The sequence below is a fragment of the Williamsia serinedens genome (assembly GCF_024171725.1).
In the GTDB taxonomy this organism is placed as follows: Bacteria; Actinomycetota; Actinomycetes; order Mycobacteriales; family Mycobacteriaceae; genus Williamsia_A; species Williamsia_A serinedens.
The window spans coordinates 337140-357912 of record NZ_JAMTCG010000003.1 but is presented as its reverse complement, the minus strand read 5'-3'; the positions used below and the strand labels follow the sequence as shown (position 1 = coordinate 357912).

At 71.0% G+C, this 20773-nt stretch carries 18 protein-coding genes; 2 read left to right on the top strand and 16 right to left on the bottom strand.

Translation table 11 applies throughout. The features are described 5' to 3' along the window. Window positions 1-42 precede the first annotated feature (42 nt). The 16 genes from LX12_RS09105 to benA all read right to left on the bottom strand — a co-directional run bounded on the left by LX12_RS09105 (window position 43) and on the right by benA (window position 18506). A complete protein-coding gene (locus LX12_RS09105; RefSeq protein ID WP_253654213.1) occupies window positions 43-1137 on the bottom strand; it encodes a PEP/pyruvate-binding domain-containing protein in 1095 nt (364 codons plus the stop codon). Continuing rightward, a complete protein-coding gene (locus LX12_RS09100) occupies window positions 1119-2351 on the bottom strand; it encodes a cytochrome P450 (RefSeq protein ID WP_253654589.1) in 1233 nt (410 codons plus the stop codon). Before LX12_RS09100 ends, LX12_RS09105 begins: the two co-directional genes overlap by 19 nt. 94 nt (window positions 2352-2445) lie before the next feature. Continuing rightward, a complete protein-coding gene (locus LX12_RS09095) occupies window positions 2446-3228 on the bottom strand; it encodes an IclR family transcriptional regulator (RefSeq protein WP_253654212.1) in 783 nt (260 codons plus the stop codon). Between the two features lies 1 nt (window position 3229). Continuing rightward, window positions 3230-3919: an HD domain-containing protein gene (locus LX12_RS09090; protein ID WP_253654211.1), complete on the bottom strand. Its 690-nt coding sequence runs from the start codon at window positions 3917-3919 to the stop codon at window positions 3230-3232. A 67-nt stretch (window positions 3920-3986) separates the two neighbouring features. After that, window positions 3987-5165, bottom strand: coding sequence for a bifunctional 3-oxoadipate enol-lactonase/4-carboxymuconolactone decarboxylase PcaDC (gene pcaDC / locus LX12_RS09085; protein ID WP_308213989.1), 1179 nt, complete (start codon window positions 5163-5165; stop codon window positions 3987-3989). Beyond that, window positions 5162-6382 (bottom strand): lyase family protein, encoded by a 1221-nt coding sequence (locus LX12_RS09080; RefSeq protein WP_253654210.1) that lies wholly within the window; start codon window positions 6380-6382, stop codon window positions 5162-5164. Before LX12_RS09080 ends, pcaDC begins: the two co-directional genes overlap by 4 nt. After that, window positions 6382-6933 carry a protocatechuate 3,4-dioxygenase subunit alpha gene (pcaG, locus tag LX12_RS09075; RefSeq protein WP_253654209.1) on the bottom strand — a complete coding sequence of 184 codons (552 nt, stop codon included), beginning with the start codon at window positions 6931-6933 and terminating at the stop codon, window positions 6382-6384. Before pcaG ends, LX12_RS09080 begins: the two co-directional genes overlap by 1 nt. Beyond that, the gene (gene pcaH, locus LX12_RS09070; RefSeq protein ID WP_253654208.1) at window positions 6930-7715 is read right to left on the bottom strand and encodes a protocatechuate 3,4-dioxygenase subunit beta; all 786 of its coding nucleotides are present in this window, start codon (window positions 7713-7715) and stop codon (window positions 6930-6932) included. The genes pcaG and pcaH overlap by 4 nt, the downstream gene beginning before the upstream one ends. A gap of 82 nt (window positions 7716-7797) precedes the next feature. Next, on the bottom strand, window positions 7798-8442 hold the full coding sequence (locus LX12_RS09065; RefSeq protein ID WP_253654207.1) for a 3-oxoacid CoA-transferase subunit B: 645 nt from the start codon (window positions 8440-8442) through the stop codon (window positions 7798-7800). Next, window positions 8439-9107: a 3-oxoacid CoA-transferase subunit A gene (locus LX12_RS09060; protein ID WP_253654206.1), complete on the bottom strand. Its 669-nt coding sequence runs from the start codon at window positions 9105-9107 to the stop codon at window positions 8439-8441. The genes LX12_RS09065 and LX12_RS09060 overlap by 4 nt, the downstream gene beginning before the upstream one ends. Beyond that, window positions 9104-10294, bottom strand: a complete 1191-nt coding sequence (locus LX12_RS09055) for a thiolase family protein (protein WP_253654205.1) — start codon at window positions 10292-10294, stop codon at window positions 9104-9106. The genes LX12_RS09060 and LX12_RS09055 overlap by 4 nt, the downstream gene beginning before the upstream one ends. 73 nt (window positions 10295-10367) lie before the next feature. Beyond that, complete coding sequence (locus LX12_RS09050) at window positions 10368-11108, bottom strand: IclR family transcriptional regulator domain-containing protein (protein ID WP_253654204.1); 741 nt, start codon at window positions 11106-11108, stop codon at window positions 10368-10370. Window positions 11109-11118: 10 nt separating this feature from the next. Then, window positions 11119-13824 carry a helix-turn-helix transcriptional regulator gene (locus LX12_RS09045; RefSeq protein ID WP_253654203.1) on the bottom strand — a complete coding sequence of 902 codons (2706 nt, stop codon included), beginning with the start codon at window positions 13822-13824 and terminating at the stop codon, window positions 11119-11121. A 53-nt stretch (window positions 13825-13877) separates the two neighbouring features. Beyond that, on the bottom strand, window positions 13878-16601 hold the full coding sequence (gene benC / locus LX12_RS09040; protein WP_253654202.1) for a benzoate 1,2-dioxygenase electron transfer component BenC: 2724 nt from the start codon (window positions 16599-16601) through the stop codon (window positions 13878-13880). A 17-nt stretch (window positions 16602-16618) separates the two neighbouring features. Next, complete coding sequence (benB, locus tag LX12_RS09035) at window positions 16619-17110, bottom strand: benzoate 1,2-dioxygenase small subunit (RefSeq protein WP_253654587.1); 492 nt, start codon at window positions 17108-17110, stop codon at window positions 16619-16621. A 43-nt stretch (window positions 17111-17153) separates the two neighbouring features. Further along, window positions 17154-18506: a benzoate 1,2-dioxygenase large subunit gene (gene benA / locus LX12_RS09030; protein ID WP_253654201.1), complete on the bottom strand. Its 1353-nt coding sequence runs from the start codon at window positions 18504-18506 to the stop codon at window positions 17154-17156. A 201-nt stretch (window positions 18507-18707) separates the two neighbouring features. Between benA and LX12_RS09025 the strand changes: the two genes are divergently transcribed. Further along, on the top strand, window positions 18708-19673 hold the full coding sequence (locus LX12_RS09025) for a LysR substrate-binding domain-containing protein (RefSeq protein WP_253654200.1): 966 nt from the start codon (window positions 18708-18710) through the stop codon (window positions 19671-19673). Then, window positions 19670-20773, top strand: coding sequence for a mandelate racemase/muconate lactonizing enzyme family protein (locus LX12_RS09020; protein WP_253654199.1), 1104 nt, complete (start codon window positions 19670-19672; stop codon window positions 20771-20773). Before LX12_RS09025 ends, LX12_RS09020 begins: the two co-directional genes overlap by 4 nt.

Sequence of the window (20773 nt, the reverse complement as noted above, 5' to 3'; positions counted from 1 at the left end):
GGTGTCCTGTCGTGGTGTGTGAGTGGGCTGGTGCGGAACAGGTCAGGTCGTGGGTCGGCCGAACAGGCCGGTCGACAACCCGGAGAAGGAGAAGCCGGTGCCGGCCGGGGCCGAATGCGCCGGTGCCACGGCGGCCGCACAGGAGTGCACGGTCTCCGGTCGGGACTGCAGCAACACGAGGTCCTCCCCGGCAGGGAGGTCGCGGTCGAACGCCCACTCGATGTCCTGCGGGCAGCCGTAGTGCTTCTCGGCGCGCTTGGCCATCGCCGCCACCGCGGTGACCTGCTCGTCGGACAGACACCGGACGCTCCGGCGGTCCGGCTCGACCTCGCGTTCGACGAGCCGTCCGGCGTCGACGTCGGGGACGAGCTCGACGTGCTTGTCGCCGATGCGCTCGGTGACGACGGACAGCATCACCTTGTCCAGCAGGAGGTTGTCGGGGGTCACGGTGCCGGAGACGACGGATTCGCCCACGCCCCAGGAGGCGTCGATGGCGATCTTGGAGCGGTCGCCGGTCGTCGGGTTCAGCGTCATGGCCACGCCGGCGGTCCTCGCCGACACCATCTTCTGGACGGCGACGGCCATCGAGAGGCCGTCCTCGGTGATACCGTTCTTCAGCCGGTAGGTGATGGCGCGACTGGTGTAGAGCGACGCCCAGCAGCGCCGGATGTGGTGCAGGACGCTGTCGAGGTCGGTCAGCCACAGATAGGTGTCCTGCTGGCCGGCGAAGCTCGCGTCGGGGAGATCCTCGGCGGTGGCCGACGACCGCACCGCCACCGGCACCGTGGTCGCGAAGCGGCTCTGCAGGTCCTCGTAGGCCGCGATCGTCGCGGCGCGGAGGTCGGCGGGCACCTCCGCCGCGCAGATCGCGTCGCGGATGCGGGACGAGACCGCGTCGACGCCCGCGACGTCGGCGGGGTCGAGGCCGGTGAGCTCGTCGTCGATGATGGCGCGTAGCCCTGATCCGGTGACGAACGCGTCGTAGGCCGCTGTCGTGACGGCGAACCCGGGTGGGACGGGCATCCCGGCGGCGGTCATGGTGACCAGGGAGGCGCACTTGCCGCCGAGCAGGTCGATGTCACCGGGCAGTCCGGCGTCGAAGAACTGGATGTGGACGGTCATGACCGTGCCTCCCATGTGACCGGGACCGTCGTCGGGGCCCGGAAGGACAGGTTGTCGCCGAAGCGGATGTCGGCGTCATCGGTGAGACGGAGATCCGGTGCGAGCCGGACGAGTTCCTCGAGGGCGACCTTCGCCTGCAGCTTGGCCAGCAGGTTGCCGAGGCAGAAGTGGATGCCGAAGCCGAACGACAGGTGCTCGCGGGCGTTCGCGCGGGTGATGTCGAAGGTCTCGCCGTCCTCGAACCGGTCCTCGTCCCGGTTCGCCGACCCCATCACCAGCAGGATCTCGGCACCCTCCGGGATGTCGACGCCACCGATCTGGGCGTCGCGCAGCGCTTTTCGCCGCCAGGCGACGATCGACCCGCTGTGGCGGAGCACCTCGTCGACGGCGCCGGGGATGCGGTCGGGATCGGCGACGACCTCCGCCCATTCATCGGGGTGCGACAGCAGTTCCCGGACCGAGTTGGCGATCAGCGTCGTCGTCGTCTCGTGGCCGGCGAACAGCATGCTGTAGGCGAGCGAGGCGATCTCGTGGTCGGTGATCTCGTCGCCGGCCTGTTGTGCGCGGACGAGATCGCCGATGAGGCTGTCGGGACCGGTCTCGTGTGCCTGCGCCACGAGGCGTCGGCACTCGGCCCAGTACTCGACGAGGTTGTGCGCGTGCGGGATCTGCTCCTCGTCGGACAGGTCACCCCACGTCATCGCGGCGCGCGAGTCGGACCACCGCTTGAACTGCTCCACCTGGGTCACGTCCGCGCCGAGCAGCGTGAGGATCGTGACGGTGGGGACGTCGTAGGCGAGGTCGCGGACGATGTCGCCGCCGGGTGTCGCGCGGGCGAGCATGGCCTCGACCTGGGAGACGACGTGCGCGCGGATGCTGGGCTCGAGGACCCGGTAGCGCCGCGGGGTGAAGGCCTTCTGCGCGATCTTGCGGATCCGGGTGTGGTCCGGCGGGATGCGAGCCGACAGTCCGGAGTACGCGGTGAAGCCGCCCTCGGTCATGATCCGGGTGGCCTCGGGGCCGCGCTTGCGGACGGGTGCCTGCGCGTTCTCGCTGCTGAAGGTGTCCCAGTCACCGAACACGGCCTTGACGTCGTCGTAGCGGGTGACCACCCAGTACCCGATGCGCTCGTCGTACATCACCGGCTCGTCGCGGCGCAGGGCGGCGTACGAGGGGAACGGGTCGTCCTGACGGAACGGTTCGTACCCGTGGTGGGCCGGGCATCCCATCGTCTGTGCGGTCACGAGAACTCCAGTTCGCTTCTGTGATCTGACTCGTCGAGTGTCGAAGGGTGTGGCTGCGGTCACAACGGCCGCTTTCCGTTCAGCGGAAGTGAGCTGCGGGGCGCGTGTAGCCCGCGGGGAGGTGAGACAGAGCCGTCCCGACGCGGTCGGCGACGCCGTGCAACGTCGGCAGGTGGCGCGTCATCCGCGACGAGTCGTGGGACCCGACGACCAGGCCGATGGCCGCGACGACGACGCCGCCGACGACCACGGGCACCGCGATCGACGACGCTCCGACGCGCACCTCCTCGGCCGTGATCGCGTGGCCCGCGTCGGCGATGCGGCGCAGCTCGCTGCTCAGCCCGGCAGGGTCGACGTGGGTGCGGCGGGTGGGTGCCTCGAGCGCCCGCGCGAGGTAGGCGTCGCAAAACCACGGCTCCTCGCCGGCGAGCAGTACTTTCCCGACGGCGGTCGCGTGCAACGGGAGTCGCCCGCCGATCCGCGACGCGCGGGGGACCCGGCGCGACCCGTAGACCCGGTCGACGTACAACGCGTCGTTCTCGACGCGCACCGCGAGGTGAGCGGTCTCGCCGGTGAGCGAGAACAGGTCCTGCAGGAAGGGACGCGCGGTGTCGCGCAACCGCCGGTCGGCGCTCTGAGACAGCTCCCACAGCCGCATCCCGACGTGGTAGCGCCCCTGTTCGTCGCGGGTGAGCGCCCCCCACTCGACGAGTTCGCCGACGAGGCGATGCGCCGTCGACGCGGGCAGTCCCGCGGCCTCGGCCAGCTGGGTGAGGGTGAGGGCCGACCCGCGCGTCTCGAACGCCTCGAGGAGGCTCAGGACACGACCGGCGACGCTGCGCCCGGGTTCCGATGTCCGCACGTCAGCGGCCGAGCGCGACGCGCTGGTCGAGGGTGTCGATCGAGGCGATCGCGGCGAACCCGCGAGCCATCGTCCGGGCGGCGTCGGTGAAGAGGTGCTCGTGCACTCGGGAGCCGATGAGACGGTGTGCGGCGTTCCGGTCGAGGCCGAACCAGTCCATGACGAGGTCGACGCCGTGTGGCGTGAGGCGCCACAGCTTGTCGGCGTCCTTCATCAGCGAGTCGTCGAGCGACAAGGCGGTCCGTCGGGAGTCGTGACCGTCGATGATCTCGACGATTCGCGCGGTCCGGTCCGCGTCATGTCCCAGCTCGGTGAGGATGTCGGTCGCGATCCGGGCCCCCTCCTTCTCGTGGAGGATCACCAGGTCGGGCCGTCCGGCGCCGGGTTCGATGGCGGAGAGGACGTCGTCGGACGGGACCTGGGACCACCCGGTGTCGTGGAGCAGGATCGCCGGCAGCACGACCTCGGGATCGGCGTCAGGATGCAGGTCGACCAGCGCGCGCGCCAGGCCGTAGGCGTAGATGGTGTGGCCGTCGTTGCCGCGGGTGTCGAGGTAGGGCACTGCGCGCTCCCAGATCTCCCGGTGCGCGGGCGGCAACTCCTGCATCCCCGGCACCTCGGACGCCGCGGGCACGAATCGGGCGACGTCGCGGCCGAGCTGGTTCTGCGAGGGCGTCAACACGGGGAGCATGACCTGGATCACACCTGTCGGGTCGGCCTGAGTCCACCCGCGGCTTCCGCTGAGTGGAAGTCGCGCCTCAGGTGGCGTCGAGCTCGTCGAACACCGACTGCGCGATGCGGAACGCGGTGTTGGCGTCGGGCACGCCGCAGTAGATCGCGGCGTTCATCAGCACCTCGCGGATTTCTTCCCGCGACAACCCGTTGGTGAGGCCGGCCCGGATGTGCATGGCCAGCTCGTGCTGGTGACCCCGCGCGACGAGGGCGGTGATGGTGATCATCGAGCGGCTGCGACGGTCGAGGCCGGGGCGGGTCCAGACCGATCCCCACGCGTAGCGCGTGATGAAGTCCTGGAAGTCCGCGGTGAACGGCGTCGTCGCCGCGACGGCCCGGTCGACCCAGTCCTCGCCGGCCACCTGCCGTCGGACGCTCATCCCGCGCGCGTACGTCTGCGCCGCGGTCGCCGAGCCCGCGGCGTCGAGTCCGGCGACGATCTCGTCGGCGACGATCTGCGGCGCCTCGATCGGCGCGAGATGACCGACGCCGTCGAGCACCCGCAGACGTCCGCTCGGGACGCGCTCGGCGACGAATTCCATGCCGTCGACCGGGGTGGCGACGTCGTCGCGGCCGGCGATCAGGCGGATCGGGGTCACGATGCGGGGCAGGGACTCCCGGATGTCGAAGGCGCCGAGCGCCTCGCACACCCGCGCGTAGCTCTCCGCGTCGCAGGCGCGCAGGGCCGCGATGAGATCCGCGACCGCGGCGGGTTCGCGGTCGCGGAACCCCGGCCCGAACCACCGCTCGAGGGACCCCTCGACGACGGCCTCGACACCTCCCGACCGGACGGTGGCCGCCCGGTCCCTCCAGCTCTCCTCGGTGCCGATCCGCGCGCCGGTGCACGCCAGCGTCGCGGTGGAGAGCAGGTGCGGATGACGCAGTGCGAGAGCGAGTCCGACAGCGCCCCCGACCGAGTCGCCGGCGTAGTGGATCGGCACGTGGCCGCGGGTGTCGCGCAGGTCGTCAACGATCGCGGCCACCGCGTCGGCGAGGTCCTCGACGGAGAACGCGGCGTCGACCGGTGTCCCGGTGCCGTGGCCGGGCAGGTCCCAGCCGACGACGTCCGCGTGGTCGGCGAGCAGTGCGGCGCAGGTGCCCCAGAGTGCGGTGACCGACGTCCCGAGCGACGGTCCGAGGACGACGATCGGCCGCCCTGGCTGGTGATCGCTCAGATCGACGGTGCTCAGACGCAGTGCGGTCACGGGTGATCCTCTCGCTGTCGGATGCGGGTCAGGGTGGCGTCGACGATGGCGTCGGCGTCGCCACGGGCGTCGATGTCGTCGCGACCGACGAGTCGACCGAGCGTGCGATGTTCGGCGTCGATGTCGTCGCGGTGTCGCGCGACCCGACCGGCCATCGCGTCGGCGTGGATCTGCAATCCGGCGGTGAGTTCGGCGGCCTGTCGGGCGGCGGCCAGGGTGTGCCGGGCCAGCGACTGCAGGGGTTCCCATTCGACGTGCCATGCGCCGGGTGGGCGTTCGTCGCCGGCGTCGGCGGCGGCGGTGTGAATCAGTGCCGCGAGCGCGGGAGCGGTCAGTGCCGTCCGTCGGATGAGCACCGACAGGACGGGGTTCACCTTCTGTGGCATCGCCGACGATCCGCCCCGGCCCGCGGCGGTGGGTTCGGTGAACTCGCCGATCTCCGGTCGCGACCCCGTGATGACGTCGGTGGCGATGCGACCGAGGGCCGCGGTGCAGCCCTGGAGCGCGTCGGCGGCGCGGGTGATCGGCGCGCGGGTCGTGTGCCAGGGATGTGTGGTGGCCAGGCCGAGTCCGGCCGCGACGGTGTCCGCGAGGTCGCGAGGTGCCGCGACGCCGAGGGCGACTGTTCCCGACCGTGAGCCGGCTGCGCCGGAGAGCGAGGCCGGGAAGCGCAGGGCGGTGAGATCGTCGTCGGCGTCGAGGACGCCGTCGCACCAGGCGGCGATCTTGACCCCGGCGGTGATCTCGACGGCGGGCTGGGTCAGTGTGCGGCCGATCATGGGTGTGGATCGGTGGCGGTCGAGGTGGCCGGCGAGCGCGGTGATCACGCCATCGAGTTCCGCGCGGATCGCGCGGACGGTGTCGCGGGTGACGATCATCAGTGCGGTGTCGAGGACGTCCTGACTCGTCAGGCCTGCGTGCAGCCACCGTGCCGCGTCGGGATCGCGGTCGGCGAGAAGGTCCCGGAGGCGGGAGAGCAGCGGGACGATCGGGTTGCCCGCGTTCTCGCCCGCGGCCGCGAGTGCCGCGATCTCGGCATCGTCGGCGAGAGCTGCACCCGCCTCGTCGACGATCCCGTCGGCGAACCGTGGGGCGACGCCGATCTCACCGAGCGCGGACAGCCACACCGACTCGACGCGCACCGCGGCGGCGACCACGGATGCGTCGGAGAAAGCGTCTCCGGCGCGGTGGTCACCCGGCCACAGGAGACCGGTCATCAGTGCGCGGCGCCGTGGTGCAGGAACACTGTCTCGTCCGCGCCCTGGAGTCGGATGTCGAAGACGTACCCCGCGTCGTCCGCCGTGGCGATCAGTGTCGCGCGCCGTTCGGCGGGCAGCGAGGACAGCAGGGGGTCGTCGTCGAGGGCGGGGTCGTCGGGGAGGTAGACGCGGGTGAGCAGGCGATCGAGGAGGCCGCGCGCCATCACCGCGACCGCGATGAACGACGCACCCCCGGTGGTCGGCCGCCCGGGGCGCAGCGTGGTGAAGGTGAACCGGCCGGTCGCGTCGGTCGGCGCGCGACCGAAACCGGTGAAGGTCCAGCCGTCCCGCGCGAGCGAGCCCTCGACCTGTGGCGTCGACCCGTCCGCATCGCGCTGCCAGATCTCGACGAGGGCGTCGGGGACGGGCTCGCCGTGGCCGTCGAGGACGCGGCCGGTCAGGCGGATCGCGTCCGCGCGACCGACCGGCACGAGGTGCTCGCCGCCGGCGTAGGGGAGTGCGTAGCCGAAGAAGGGTCCGACGGTCTGGCCCGGGGTCGGTGCGCTCACTGCTCGTCCTCCTCGAAGACCGTCCGGGCCGACCCGGTCAGGACGATGTCCCACCGGTACCCCGTGCTCAGTTCGGGGCGTGTCACGTCGTGGTCGTAGGTGGCGACCAGTCGGTCCCGCGCGGCGGGGTCGGTGATGGCCTGGCAGATCGGGTCGAGCGCGATCAGCGGGTCGCCGGGGAAGTACATCTGGGTGATCAGCCGCTGGGTGAAGTCGGTGCCGAACAGCGAGAAGTGGATGTGTGCCGGCCGCCAGGCGTTCTCGTGGTTGCGCCAGGGGTAGGGCCCGGGCTTGATGGTGACGAAGCGGTAGGTGCCGTCGGCGTCGGTGAGGCAGCGGCCGGTCCCGGTGAAGTTGGGGTCCAGCGGGGCCGGGTGCTGGTCACGCTGGTGGACGTAGCGGCCGGCGGCGTTGGCCTGCCAGACCTCGACCAGCTGGCCCGCGACCGGTCGGCCGTCACCGTCGATCACGCGACCGGTGACGACCATCCGCTCACCGATCGGCTCACCGCGGTGGGCGATCGTGAGGTCGCTCTCGAGCGGCGACACGTCCCGGTGTCCGAACACCGGCGCCCACAGCTCCACGCCCTCCGGGTCGACGTCGACCGGTGCGACGCGCGGGTGGCGCAGGAGGCTGCTGCGGTAGGGCGCGTAGTCCAGGCGCGGCTGCGGCCCCGAGGTGTCCCCGGCGAGCGCGGCGATCTCGCCGTCGATGTGCTTCTGCGTCAGACGGTCCGGCGATCCCGGCGTCGACACCGAGGGCGACTCTGCTGCTGTGGTCATGAGGGGAACCTAGGCACCGACGACCCGCGGGGCGAGCGGGTGATTCCACTGGGCGAAATGATCGCGCCTCCGTCCGTCCCGGTCACGACGCGAGCTCCAGCTCGAGTCCGACCGCGTCTCGCAGCTCGTCGAGCGTCATCCCGTGCAGGTCTCGGACATGCGCACCGTCCGGCCCGACGTCGAAGGTGGCGACGTCGGTGTAGACGCGGGTGACACAGCCGACGCCGGTGAGCGGATAGCTGCACTCGCGCACCAGCTTCGAGGAGCCGTCCTTGGCGAGCAGGGTCATCATCACGAACACCTGCTTGGCCCCGATCGCGAGGTCCATCGCCCCACCGACGGCGGGGATCGCGTCCGGTTTCCCGGTGTGCCAGTTCGCGAGGTCGCCGCTCGTCGACACCTGGAACGCGCCGAGCACGCAGACATCGAGGTGGCCGCCGCGCATCATGGCGAACGAGTCGGCGTGGTGGAAATACGAGGCGCCGGGCAGCTCGGTGACGGGGATCTTGCCCGCGTTGGTGAGGTCGGGGTCGACGTCGTCCCCGCTGGCGGCCGGTCCCATGTTGAGCATCCCGTTCTCGGTGTGCAGCACGATGCCCGAGTCGGCGGAGAGATGGTCGGCGACCAGCGTCGGTTGACCGATGCCGAGGTTGACGAACGAACCGCGCGGGATGTCGGCGGCGATCGCCGCGGCGATCTCGTCCTTCGTGCGGGGACTGTCGGTCATCGGGGCACCTCCACGATGCGGTCGACGTAGATCGACGGGGTGACGACGGATTCGGGATCGAGGGAACCGGTCTCGACGATGTCGGTGACCTCGACGATGGTCCGGGCAGCGGCGGTGGCCATCACCGGACCGAAGTTGCGCGCCGTCTTGCGGTAGACGAGGTTGCCCATGCGGTCGGCGGTGTGCGCCCGGATGAGGGCGACGTCGCCGCGGATCGGGTACTCGAGGACGTGTGTGCGGCCGTCGATCTCGCGGGTCTCCTTGCCCTCGGCGAGCAGCGTGCCGACACCGGTGGGGCAGAAGAAGGCGCCGATGCCGGCGCCGGCCGCGCGCATCCGTTCGGCGAGTGTGCCCTGGGGTACCACCTCGAGCTCGATGGCGCCGTCGCGGTACAGGCCGTCGAACACCCACGAGTCGGACTGGCGCGGGAACGAGCAGATGACCTTGCGGACACGACGTTTCGCCAGCAGCGCCGAGAGCCCCGTGTCACCGTTGCCGGCGTTGTTGGAGACGACGGTCAGGTCGGAGGCGCCCTGGTCGATCAGTGCATCGATCAAGGCGACGGGCATGCCGGCCATCCCGAAGCCGCCGACGAGGACCGTGGAGCCGTCGGTGATGCCGGCGACCGCCTCGGCGGTGTCGGCGCAGATCTCGGTGATGCTCATGCGGGCCTCCCCGTGTAGGTGGCGTTCTCGAGGACGACGGCTAGGGCCTGGCCGACGCCGATGCAGATGGCGGCCACACCCCACCGCTGCTTCTCGTCACGCAGGCGGTGTGCGAGCGTGCCGAGGATGCGGGTGCCGGACGCGCCGAGTGGATGCCCGATCGCGATGGCGCCACCGCGGGTGTTGACGATCTCCGGGTCGATGCCCCAGGCGTCCACACAGGCCAGGGACTGGACGGCGAAGGCCTCGTTGAGCTCGACCGCTCCCACGTCCGACCAGCCGATCCCGGCGCGCGACAACGCCTTCTCGGCGGCGTCGATCGGCGCGATGCCGAAGTCCTGCGGGGTGAGCGCGTGCGCGGCGCGACCGGCGACACGCGCCAGCGGATCGCCGGGGAGTGCGCCCTCGGCGGCGAGCACGACGGCCGAGGCGCCGTCGTTGAGCGGGCTGGCGTTGCCGGCGGTGATGGTGCCGTCGCGGCGGAACGCCGTCCGCAGGCCGGCGAGGGTGTCGACGGTGGTGTCGGGGCGGATGCACTCGTCGCGGTCGAGGTCCACGCCCTCGACGGCCACGACGAGGTCGTCGTAGAACCCCTCGTCCCACGCCTGCGCAGAGAGTAGGTGCGAGCGGGCCGCGAACGCGTCCTGCCGGTCCCGGGAGATGGAGAACCGCTCGGCGAGTTGCTCGTTGCACTCGCCGAGCGAGGCGGTCCACTCGGCGGGCATGCGGCTGTTCACCAGGCGCCACCCCAGCGTCGTCGACACGGCGGTGACGTCCCCGGCGGGGAAGGCGCGCGACGGCTTCGGCAGCACCCACGGTGCGCGCGTCATGGACTCGACACCGCCCGCGACGACGACCGACGCATCGCCGGTCTCGATGGCACGGGACGCGAGGATCGCGGCGTCGAGGCTCGATCCGCAGAGGCGGTTGACGGTCGTCGCCGGCACCGACGTCGGGAGATCGGCGAGCAGCACTGCCATCCGTGCGACGTTGCGGTTGTCCTCACCGGCCTGGTTGGCGCACCCGAGGACGACCTCGTCGACGTCGGCGCCGTCGAGGCCGTTGGTGCGATCCACGACGGCACGCACGACGCCTGCCGCGAGATCGTCGGGGCGGGAGCCGGACAGCGCACCGCCGAAGCGACCGAACGGTGTCCGGACCGCGGTGTGGAGGAAGGCGTCGGTCATCGGCACCTCACTGGTCTCGTGTTCGCTGTGCGAACGCACGTACGCTATGCGAACACGGTAGCAAACGGCCGGCTCATCGCGCCAGGGCCGCGAGGTCGTCGGAGATCGCCGTCGCGGTGGCGCGGAGGTCGTCGAGGTGAGTCTCCGGATCCTGCGACCCGGCGTTGAGCGAGATGTTCACCGCGGCGACGACACCGTCTGCGGTGCGGACGGGGACCGCGATCGACCGCAGTCCGACCTCGAGTTCCTCGTCGACGACGGCGTACCCGTGCGTGTGGACGTCGGCGAGGATGCCGCGCAGCCGATCTGGATCGGTCACGGTGCGGGGCGTGAGAGGCCGCAGCTCGACGTCGGCGAGGGGGTCGCCGGGCCGGTCGGCGAGCAGGACGCGTCCCATCGACGTCGCCCACGCGGGGAACCGTGTGCCGACGGTGATCCCGACCCGCATCAGCCGGTGGCTCGACGCGACGCGCGCGATGTAGACGATGTCGTCGCCGTCGAGGATCGCCGCCGACGTCGACTCACCGACCCGTGCGGACAGTTCCGCGAGGTGCGGTTGCGCGACCTCCGGCAGACCGAGCCCCGCGAGATAGGCGGTCCCGAGGCGCAGCACCTGGGGGGTCAGGGCGAAGTCGGTGCCGTCGACGCGGACGTAGCCCAGCTCGACGAGCGTGTGCAGCAATCGACGCGCGGTGGCCCGGGTCAACCCTGCCCGCGCGGCGACGGCACTCAGCGTCATCGCGGGATGCTCGGCGTCGAAGGCGGTGATCACCGACAACCCGCGGGCGAGGGACTGCACGAACTCGTCGGCCATGCGCCGGAGCCTATCCAGGCTCGACGGTGACGGGCTCCGTCGTGCCGTCCTGCGCGCGGCGCGCGGCGAGCTCGGCACGGGAGCGGATGCCCAGCTTCGCGTAGACGCGGGTGAGGTGGTACTGCACGGTCTTCACCGACAGGAACAGCTCGGCGGCGACCTCGCGGTTGGTCATCCCGGTGGCGACGAGGGCGGCGACGGCGTCCTCCTGCGGTGTCAGCGCGTCGTGTGGTCGGTCGGCGATGACCGCGCGCACCCCACCGGCTTTCAGCTCCCGGTCGCAGCGGGCGACGTAGGTGATCGCACCGAGTGCGCGGAAGTGATCGCGTGCCTCGGTGATCACCACGTCGGCGTCACGCCGCCGACCCGCACGCCGCAGTGTCTGCCCGTAGGCGAACGCGACGCGGGCCCGATCGTGGAGCAGGGGGAGGTCGACGAGGGTGGCGAGCGCGTCGTCGAAGACGTCGACGGCGGCGTCGATCTCGCCGCGCGCGCCCAGCAGCCGGCCACGGACGTAGGCCAGGCGCGCCTGCGCCGACCGGTGACCGCGATCCCGCGCCCGTCGTTCGTGCGGGGAGAGGAACGTCTCCGCGTCGTCGAGGCGGCCCTCCATCACGAGCGCGTTGCCGTACACGTCGGGCCACGGCCAGAACCCCGGCTCGACGATGTCCTCGGGCGCCCAGCTCTCCGTCAGCGGTGACAGGGCGCGCAGCACCGCCGCGTAGTCGGCGCGGGCCTCGGCCACCGCTGCGCGGGCCAGAGCCGCCGGCACGCGCATGATCTCGTAGTCCTGGGAACCCGAATCACCCTGGCGGAGTGCCCTCTCGGCCGTCTCCCAGTCGCCGCGCAGTGCGCCGATCTGGGCGACCGTCCACGACAGCAGCGGCACCATCAGCCGGGTACCGGTCCGGTCGGCGAGGGCCAGACCGGCCTGCGCCGCACGCATCGCGGCCGGCCAGTCCCCGGTGACGAAACACGTTCGCGCCAGCCACGAGTGGGCCCACAACGCGATGCGGGTCGACCCGCCGAGATGGTCGGTGGGGATCGCGGTCTCCAGTTCGGTCCGGGCCCGCGCGACGTCGTCGGCGGCGAGATGCAGCCATCCCGCCCCCATCTGGACGCGCTGACCGACCGGTCCGACACGGTTGTGGTCCCAGAGGTTCTCGTAGCCGACGAGTGCCTCGCGCATGCGGCCGGTGGCCCCGAGTCCGAGGCCGCGGATCGCCCCCACCTCGACGGCCACCGGGTGGTCGGCGCCGACCAGCGTCACCGCCTCGTCGGCCCATCGCACCAGTCGCCGCCCGTCGCACCGCGCGAGGCTGTGCAGGACCTGCCGGTGACAGACGGTCGCGGCCGACTCGGGGTCATGCGCGGGCCGCACCATCTCCCACGCTCGCCGCAGACGCGCCGACGCCTCCTCCGGTCGGCCGCGCAGGATGGCGAGATACCCCAGCACCGAGTTCCGCAGTGGAGTCTCGCGGAGACTCTCGACGGCGGCGAGATGGTCGGCGGCCGAGGCGATGTCGCCGGCGCTGATCTGTGCGTCGACGGCCCGCAGGAACGTCGACTCGCGGTCCTGGATGTCGGTGGTCAGACGGCTCGCGAGACCGAACAGCGTGGCTGCGGTCGACCATGCGCCGGTGGCGCCACTGTGGTCGGCCGCCGACGTCAGGCGCGCGGCGAGATTCGGATCGGGCAGTGGTGTCGCCCGAGCCCGGTGCGCCAATGCCCGCGACGGGTCGGACGCGGCGACCGCCTCGGCGATCGTCGTGTGTGCCGCGGCGACGGCCGTTCGCGTCATGCCCTCGAGCACTGCGGCCCGCGCCATCGGGTCGGCTGCGTCGAGGTCGGTGCCGCCGGGACCGTCGCGCGCGGTGATCAGCCCGGCGCCGGCCGCGGCGTCGACCACGGCGAGCGGATCCGAGAGCCCGAGGATCTCGGCGACGACGGGAAGAGGTGTCGGCTCGCCGAGGACGGCGACTGTCTCGACGAGACGCCGGGTCGGGGCGTCAGCCGCGTCGAGCGTTGCCTGGACCACGGCCCGAATGTGGCGCGGCGCAGGCAGCGGTCCCGTCGACTGTGCCCACGTCTCGCGGGGGAGTTCGCGGAGCAGCGCGACCACCGCGCGGGGAGCTCCGCGGGTGTGGCGCGTGAGGTGGGCGGCGGTGGACGGGCGCAGCGCGACCCCGTGCCTGCCTGCCAGTTCCGCGACGTCGTCGGGGGACAGCGGTGGCAGGTCCACGACGGTGTCTCCCGCGGCGTCGAGCACGGTCAGCACCACGGGGTCGGCGTCGGGCAGCCGATGGCGCCCGAGGACGAGGAGGAGATGCGCGTCGGGGTCGTGCCGGACCGCCCCGGCCAGGTGTCGCAGCGACGACGCGTCCGCGAGGTGGGCGTCGTCGACGACGACCGCGGTGACCTGGCGCGAACGGCACCCGAGCCGGCCGACGAGGTCGTCGTGGCCGTCCACGTCACCCCTGACGAGCTGGTGCAGGACAGCTTCGGTCACCGAGGTCTCCCACGCCAGCCCGCGGGCGGTGTGGACGCCGTCGTCACCGCCGAGACCGTCGACGAACGCCCGCAGGAGCGTGGTGAGTCCGACGCCGGCGTCGGCATCGACCACGACGCACGTCGACCGTGCGCGAGCTGTGGCCAGTCGCTCCCGCAGGGCGGTGAGCGGACCGTCGAGGCCCACCGGCGTCGACCTCGCGTCCATGACGGCGAGGGTAGTCAGCCCGCCTCGCGGGGTCTGCCGGATGAGCGAGCGGGTCAGCCGAGGTCCCCGCCGGCGACCGGCAGCACCGTGCCGGTGATGTAGGACGCCTCGTCCGAAGCGAGGAAGCAGATCGCAGCGGCTTGCTCGTCGAGCGTGCCGTAGCGCTTCAACAGGGACGACTCGACCGTCTGGTCGACGAGGGCCTGATACCAGGCCTTCTCCTTATCTGTCTGCGGCGCCGGACCCCGGGGGATGCGCCGCGGTGGGGCGTCGGTCCCGCCGGGTGCGGTCGCGACGACGCGCACCCCGTGGGGAGCCCCTTCGAGGGCGAGCGCCGACGTGATCGCGTTGACGCCACCCTTCGCGGCGGCGTAGGGCACCCGATGGACGCCCCGCGTCGCGACCGAGGAGACGTTCACGATGGTGCCCGAGCCCTGCTCGATCATCGGTCCGATGACGGCGCGGCACGACCACAGCGTCGGGTAGAGCGACCGAGACAGCTCCTTCTCGATCTGTTCGGGCGGGTACTCGGCGAACGGCTTGGCCCAGATGGTGCCGCCGACGACGTGGATGGCGACGTCCACCCGACCGTGCTCGGCGATCGCCGCGTCGACGACCTTCGCAGCGCCGTCCCAGGTCTCGAGGTCGGCCATCACACCCGTCGCGGTGGTCTCCGCGGAGAGCTCCTGCGCGAAGGACTCGACGAGTTCGGACCGGTCGGCGAGGACGAGTGTGCCGCTCTCGGCGGCGATCCGTCGGGCGACCCACTCGCCGATGCCCTGGGCGGCGCCGGTCACGACGACGACCTTGCCCGCGAACCGGCCGGGACTCACGAACGCCGGACGCTTGCTCGCGGCGGTGTCCTGCATCGCGCGTCGCATGGTGATCTTCGAGCGCTCGGCGTGGTCGGCGATCAGCGTCCGCGCGCGCTCCCGATCCTGCGCCTCGATGGCGTCGACGATGTCGAGGTGATCCTGGGCGCACGACGGGTCGCACCAGGTGGCGTTGCGCAGCGTCTCGGCCATCGCGGCCTTGACGCCGAGCGCCCGATAGGCCTGCAGAAGATGCTCGTTCCCGGTCTGGGTGAACAGGTAATCGTGGAACGCGGCGTTGGTCTCGGTGTAGGCGGCCGCGTCGACGAAACGGTCGCCGTCGACATAGCGCGTCGTGACGTCGGCGAGGAGCCGGTACCCGGCGATCGCCTGCGACGACATGCGGCCGATGACCAGTTCGAGCGCCCCCAGTTCCAGGGCGCGCCGCGCCTCGAACACCGCGTCGGACTCGTGGACCGACGGATGTTCCTCGCCGATCTCGTAGCCGGTCACCGGCGATCCGTGTTCTGCTGCAGCGATGTCCGGTCGGTCGACGAGGGGAGCGATGTCGCGGTCGGGCCACATCTGCTGTCCGGCGACGGAACGGGCTTCGGGTGCGTCGACGATCGGGCCGTCGGGATCGATCGGTGCGGGATCGGCGTCGGAGCCGACGTGTCCGACGACCTGGCCGGCGATCCTCCGCATCGTCGTCGCCTCGTCGGCAGGGGCAGATGCGTGCGCGGCGACGCCGGCGACGTCACGGCCGGGGAAGACGTCCTGTCCGGCCACCCTCCGTACGACACCGTCGGCCACGATCAGCAGCCCGTCGCTGTCGGCCGCGTGTGTGATCACCGTCGGTGCGACGGTGGGTGCGGCCTCGGTCTCGGTCTCGCCGACCTCCATGGGCGGCGCGGCGTTCTCCGCCGGGGACTCGGTGTCGTCCTCGACGACGGGTGCCGCCGCCGACGAGGGCGCGAACTTCTCGTAGTAGAAGCCGGTCGGCTCCACGTCCCGGTCGGCGAGGTGCGCGCGCACCGACTCGACCATGGGCGGCGGGCCGCACAGGTAGATGGCGACGTCACCGTCGTTCAGGTGCTCGGGATGGATCAGGCTCGTCACGTGGCCCCGATGCGCCGCAGTGGTGTTCGGGTCCGACACGCAGAACTCGAACGTAAACGACGACAGCGTCGTGGTGAGCTCCTCCAGGGTGTCCAGCTCGACGAGGTCGTCGTCGGTGCTGACGCCGTAGACGAGATGCACGGGACGCGGGTTGCCGTCACGGGCCAGCGTCCGCAGGATCGAGAGCACCGGCGCGAGGCCGGTCCCGCCGGCGAGCAACAGCGCCGGGCGCTCGGCCTCGCGGAGGAAGAAGCTGCCGTTCGGCCCCGTGAACGAGATCTCGTCGCCGACCGCCGCGGTGTCGAGCCAGCGCGACATGAGCCCGCCGGGGATCAGCTTGATGAGGAACTCCAGTTCGTCCGACCCCGACGGGCAACTGAACGAGTACGAGCGCGTCTCGTCGCTGCCCGGGACCGCGATGTTCACGTACTGGCCGGGCAGGAAGGCGATCCCGGCGCCGGCAGGCGCCGCGACGGCCAGCCGTACCGTCGTCGGTGACAGACGGTCGACGGCCGTGACCGTCGTCGTGTGGGTTGCCGCCTGCGTCTTGGCGACGGCCGACGTGCTCGCGATCTGCAGCACCAGATCTGACGACGGGGTCATGCTGCAGGGCAGACAGAACCCGTCGGCGGCCTCGCCGGCGGTCAGCGCGTCGTCGATGTAGTGCCCGCCGTCGTACTCACCGGATTCGCACTGCGCCTTGCACGTCCCGCAGGCGCCGTCGCGACAGTCGAGCGGGATGTTGATCCGTGCGCGGTAGGCGGCGTCGGCGACGGTCTGTCCGGGCTCGCACGTGATGAAGCGGGTGACACCGTCCTCGAAGGACAGCGCGACGCGGTGACTCATGGCCGCCTCCCTGGGATTCAGAAGTGGTACACGTCGACGACGTGGTGGATGTAGTCGTTCTTGAGCACCACGGTCTTGCGGCGGATCAGGGGGGACTCGCCGGAGAAGTCGATGGTGTAGAACGACGTGCCGTAGTACGGGTCGATCGTCTTGTACCGGAAATACATGGTGTGCCAGTTGAATCGGACGTCGACGATGTCGCCGCGCCGCTCGATAACCTCGACGTTGCTGATGTTGTGGCTCGTCCGCGGTTCGGGGATGGAGGTGGCACTGGATCGTTCGGTGCGGATGCGGAACACCCGGTCCTCGAGCCCACCCTTGTTCGGGTAGTAGATGAGGGAGATGTCGGTCTGCGGGTCCTCGGTCAGCCGGTCGTCGTCGCCCCAACTCGGCATCCAGTACTCGACGTCGTCGGCGTAGCAGGAGAGCCACTTCTCGAACTCACGGTCGTCGAGGTAGCGGGCCTCGCGGTAGAGGAACTGCTCGATGGCGTTCTGGGTGATCGGCATGCGGGTCTCGGTTGCTGCGGGCCGGGGTTCGGTGGTGGTCACGTCACTTCTCCTCGTTCTCGACGGCGGCCAGCAGCGTCGACCGCCAGTACCCGTGCTGGACGGTGAACAGTCCCTCGTCCTCGTTCTTGACGCCGGCGGAGATGACGCCGGGCATGTCGAGGGCCTCGGCGACCGGATCGGGTCCGGTGAGCCAGTGTTCGGCGCCGCGGCTCATGTCGTTCCACGGGGCGGTCGACGCCTGGAACGTCAACTGGCAGGAGCGGAACTCCTCGAGGTCGTCGGGTGTGGCCATGCCCGACGCGTTGAAGAAATCCTCGTATTGGCGGATCCGGTGCGACCGGGCCTGCGCGCTCTCGCCCTTGGGCGCGATGCAGTAGATGGTGACCTCGGTCTTGTCCGGCGCGATCGGGCGGAAATGCCGGATCTGCGTGCTGAACTGGTCCATCAGGTAGACGTTCGGGTAGAGGCACAGGTTGCGAGAACCCTTGACCATGAACTCGCCCTTGGCGTCACCGAACTGCTCCTTGAGCGCGTCCATCTGGTCCCACAGCGGGCGGTCCTGCGGGTTGGCCGCCCAGGTCCACAGGCAGAGATGGCCGTTCGGGTACGACCAGTAACCGCCGCCCGACTTGCCCCACCCGCCGGCGTCGAGCGCCTTGGTCGTGTTCGTCGACTCGCCGTTGTTCCGGCGTGAGGTGGTGGCCGCGTAGTTCCAGTGCGTCGCGGTGACGTGGTAGCCGTCGGCGCCGTTCTCCGCCTGCACCTTCCAGTTGCCGTCGAAGGTGTACGTCGACGACCCGCGGAGCACCTCCAGTCCCTCGGGGGACTGGTCGACGAGCATGTCGATGACCTTCGTCGTGTCACCGAGGTGCTCCGCGAGCGTGACGACGTCGGCGTTCAGGCTGCCGAACAGGAAGCCGCGGTAGCTGCCGAACTGCGGCACCTTCGTCATGTCGTGCGACCCACCCGAGTTGAACGACTCGGGATAGCCCGCGCCCTCAGGGTCCTTCACCTTGAGCAGCGTCCCGTCGTTGCGGAACGTCCACCCGTGGAACGGGCAGGTGAGCGTCGAGCGGTTGTCGGTCTTGCGACGACAGATCATCGCGCCGCGGTGGGCGCACGCGTTGATCAGGCAGTGCAGCTCCCCCTCCTTGTCGCGGGTGATGACGACGGGCTGCCGCCCCATGTAGGTGGTGAAGTAGTCACCGGGGTTCGCGACCTGGCTCTCGTGGGCGAGGTAGATCCAGTTGCCCTCGAAGATGTGCCGCATCTCGAGTTCGAAGACCTCCTCGTCGGTGAAGATCCGGCGATTGGCCCGGTAGAGGCCGGCCTCGGGGTCCTCGACCACCGCGGTGTCGAGGGTGCTGCGCAGGTGATCCGTCGTCGCGGTCATCGTTGCCTCCAGTCGGGGTGATCGGGTGTCCGCACCGATGGTCACAGCACGTGAACCAGATCACACCAGGGTTTTGCCGAGGCCTGGGTAGGGCATCGACTGATCACTGTCAGCGATCAATCCAATGTATTTACGTCTTTGTGCGCAAAGAGTCGGCACCATACTGTGAACGGCGTCACCGCGACGCGGAAGGAGGCGGCGATGGAGCTGCGGCACCTGCGGTACTTCGTGGCCGTCGCCGACACCTGTCACTTCGGCCGCGCCGCCCAGCGGCTGCACGTCGCGCAGCCTGCGTTGTCGCAGGCGATCCGCCAGCTCGAGGACGAGCTCGGCGTCACCCTGTTCTCCCGTACGACGCGGTCCGTGACCCTGACCCCTGCCGGCGAGTTCTTCCGCGCCGAGGCGCAGCGCATGATCGGCGGACTCGAGCGCGGCGTCGAGGGCGTCCGGCGCATCGCCGACGGCCGGACGGGCCTCGTCCGGATCGGCTTCACCGGCACCGCGGCCTTCGACCAGCTCCCCGCCATCGCCCGCGCCGCGGGCACGCGCCTGCCCACCCTGTCGCTCGAGATCCACGGCGACCTGCTCACCCCCGCCCAGGTAGAGGCGCTGCGCTCCGGTGACCTCGACGTCGCCGTGCTGCGTCCGCCGGTGGCCGGCGACGACATCGAGACCCGCATCCTCAAGACGGAGTCGCTCGTCCTCGCCCTGCCCGCCGACCACCGCCTCGCCGGCGAGCCGGCGCTGAGCGTCGCCGACCTCGCCCACGACGACTTCGTCCTGTACTCCGACGCGCACTCTGCGGTCAACGACGCCGTCGTCCGCAGTTGTCGGGCAGCGGGTTTCGCACCTCGTCGCGCACACGAGGCGCCCGGCACCGCGGTACTGCTCGCCCTCGTCGCCGCGGGCCTCGGGGTCGCGATCGTCCCGGAGTCCGTCCGCCGACTGACCCTGGACGGGGTCGTCCTGCGTGACCTCGACGGTGCCGAGACCATCGACCTCGCGGTCGCCTGGTCGCGTGACCGGCGCTCGGCCCAGGTCGAATCGTTGCTCGCGGTGCTCCGCGACGCGGGCATCGTCCCCGTCTCGCCGTCGGATCCCTCACCTGCCGACCTGCCCGACGAGTGGATCGTCGGATCCGCCGACACCCTGGAGGACATCCGATGAAGATCACGCGCGTCGAGGCGATCCCGTACCGGATCCCGTATCGTAAGCCGCTGCGGTTCGCCAGCGGTGAGGTGCACGCCGCCGACCACGTGCTGGTCCGGGTCCACACCGACGACGGGGTGGTCGGTGTCGCGGACGCACCGCCGCGTCCGTTCACCTACGGGGAGACCCAGCGCGGCGTCGTCGCGGTGATCGAGGACCTCTTCGCCGAGCAGATCGTCGGGACCACGCTGCTCGAGCGGGAGACCGTCCGGGCGCGCCTCGAGCGCACCGTCGGCAACCCGGTCGCGAAGTCCGCCGTCGACATGGCGATGTGGGATGCGCTGGGACGCAACCTCGACCTGTCCGTCGGCGACCTGCTCGGCGGCCACACCGACCGGATGCGCGTCAGCCACATGCTCGGGTTCGAGACCCCGGAGGCCATGGTCGACGAGGCGATCCGCATGCGGGACACCCACGGCATCACCGTGTTCAAGGTCAAGGTCGGGCGCCGGCCGGTCGAGCTCGACACCGCTGTCGTCCGCGCGCTGCGGGACGGCCTCGGCGACGGCATCGAGCTCTACGTCGACGGCAACCGGGGATGGACGGCCGCGGAGTCCGCCCGCGCGATGGACGAGATGGCCGATCTGGGCCTCACCCTCGCCGAGGAGCTCTGTCCCGCCGACGACGTCGTGTCCCGGCGTTGGCTCGTGCAGCGCCTCGGCGTCCCGTTCGTCGCCGACGAGTCGGCCACCACGCCGGCGGAGGTGACCCGGGAGATCCTCGGCGGGTCGGCCACCGCGGTGTCGATCAAGACCGCCCGCACCGGCTTCACCGGCTCGGTGCGCGTCCACCACCTCTGCGAGGGCCTCGGCGTCGACGTCGTGATGGGCAATCAGATCGACGGACAGCTCGGGACGGCCTGCACCGTCGCGTTCGGCGCAGCGTTCGCCTCGACCTCGCGGCGGGCGGGCGAGCTGTCGAACTTCCTCGACATGTCCGACGACCTGCTCGTCGAGCCGCTGACGATCCAGGACGGCGAGCTCGCCGTGCCCCCGGGACCCGGCCTCGGGGTCGAGATCGATCCCGACAAGCTCGCGGCCTATCGCATAGACCGCTGA

What these genes read in the sequence shown, in the direction of transcription:
- LX12_RS09090 (WP_253654211.1), bottom strand. Translation starts at nt 3,919, where the DNA reads ATGCTCCCCGTGTTGACGCCCTCGCAGAACCAGCTCGGCCGCGACGTC.
- LX12_RS09020 (WP_253654199.1), top strand. Translation starts at nt 19,670, where the DNA reads ATGAAGATCACGCGCGTCGAGGCGATCCCGTACCGGATCCCGTATCGT.
- benB (WP_253654587.1), bottom strand. Translation starts at nt 17,110, where the DNA reads ATGCCGATCACCCAGAACGCCATCGAGCAGTTCCTCTACCGCGAGGCC.
- benA (WP_253654201.1), bottom strand. Translation starts at nt 18,506, where the DNA reads ATGACCGCGACGACGGATCACCTGCGCAGCACCCTCGACACCGCGGTG.
- benC (WP_253654202.1), bottom strand. Translation starts at nt 16,601, where the DNA reads ATGAGTCACCGCGTCGCGCTGTCCTTCGAGGACGGTGTCACCCGCTTC.
- LX12_RS09060 (WP_253654206.1), bottom strand. Translation starts at nt 9,107, where the DNA reads ATGAGCATCACCGAGATCTGCGCCGACACCGCCGAGGCGGTCGCCGGC.
- LX12_RS09080 (WP_253654210.1), bottom strand. Translation starts at nt 6,382, where the DNA reads ATGACCGGTCTCCTGTGGCCGGGTGACCACCGCGCCGGAGACGCTTTC.
- LX12_RS09045 (WP_253654203.1), bottom strand. Translation starts at nt 13,824, where the DNA reads ATGGACGCGAGGTCGACGCCGGTGGGCCTCGACGGTCCGCTCACCGCC.
- LX12_RS09050 (WP_253654204.1), bottom strand. Translation starts at nt 11,108, where the DNA reads ATGGCCGACGAGTTCGTGCAGTCCCTCGCCCGCGGGTTGTCGGTGATC.
- pcaH (WP_253654208.1), bottom strand. Translation starts at nt 7,715, where the DNA reads ATGACCACAGCAGCAGAGTCGCCCTCGGTGTCGACGCCGGGATCGCCG.
- LX12_RS09055 (WP_253654205.1), bottom strand. Translation starts at nt 10,294, where the DNA reads ATGACCGACGCCTTCCTCCACACCGCGGTCCGGACACCGTTCGGTCGC.
- LX12_RS09025 (WP_253654200.1), top strand. Translation starts at nt 18,708, where the DNA reads ATGGAGCTGCGGCACCTGCGGTACTTCGTGGCCGTCGCCGACACCTGT.
- LX12_RS09100 (WP_253654589.1), bottom strand. Translation starts at nt 2,351, where the DNA reads ATGGGATGCCCGGCCCACCACGGGTACGAACCGTTCCGTCAGGACGAC.
- LX12_RS09105 (WP_253654213.1), bottom strand. Translation starts at nt 1,137, where the DNA reads ATGGGAGGCACGGTCATGACCGTCCACATCCAGTTCTTCGACGCCGGA.
- LX12_RS09065 (WP_253654207.1), bottom strand. Translation starts at nt 8,442, where the DNA reads ATGACCGACAGTCCCCGCACGAAGGACGAGATCGCCGCGGCGATCGCC.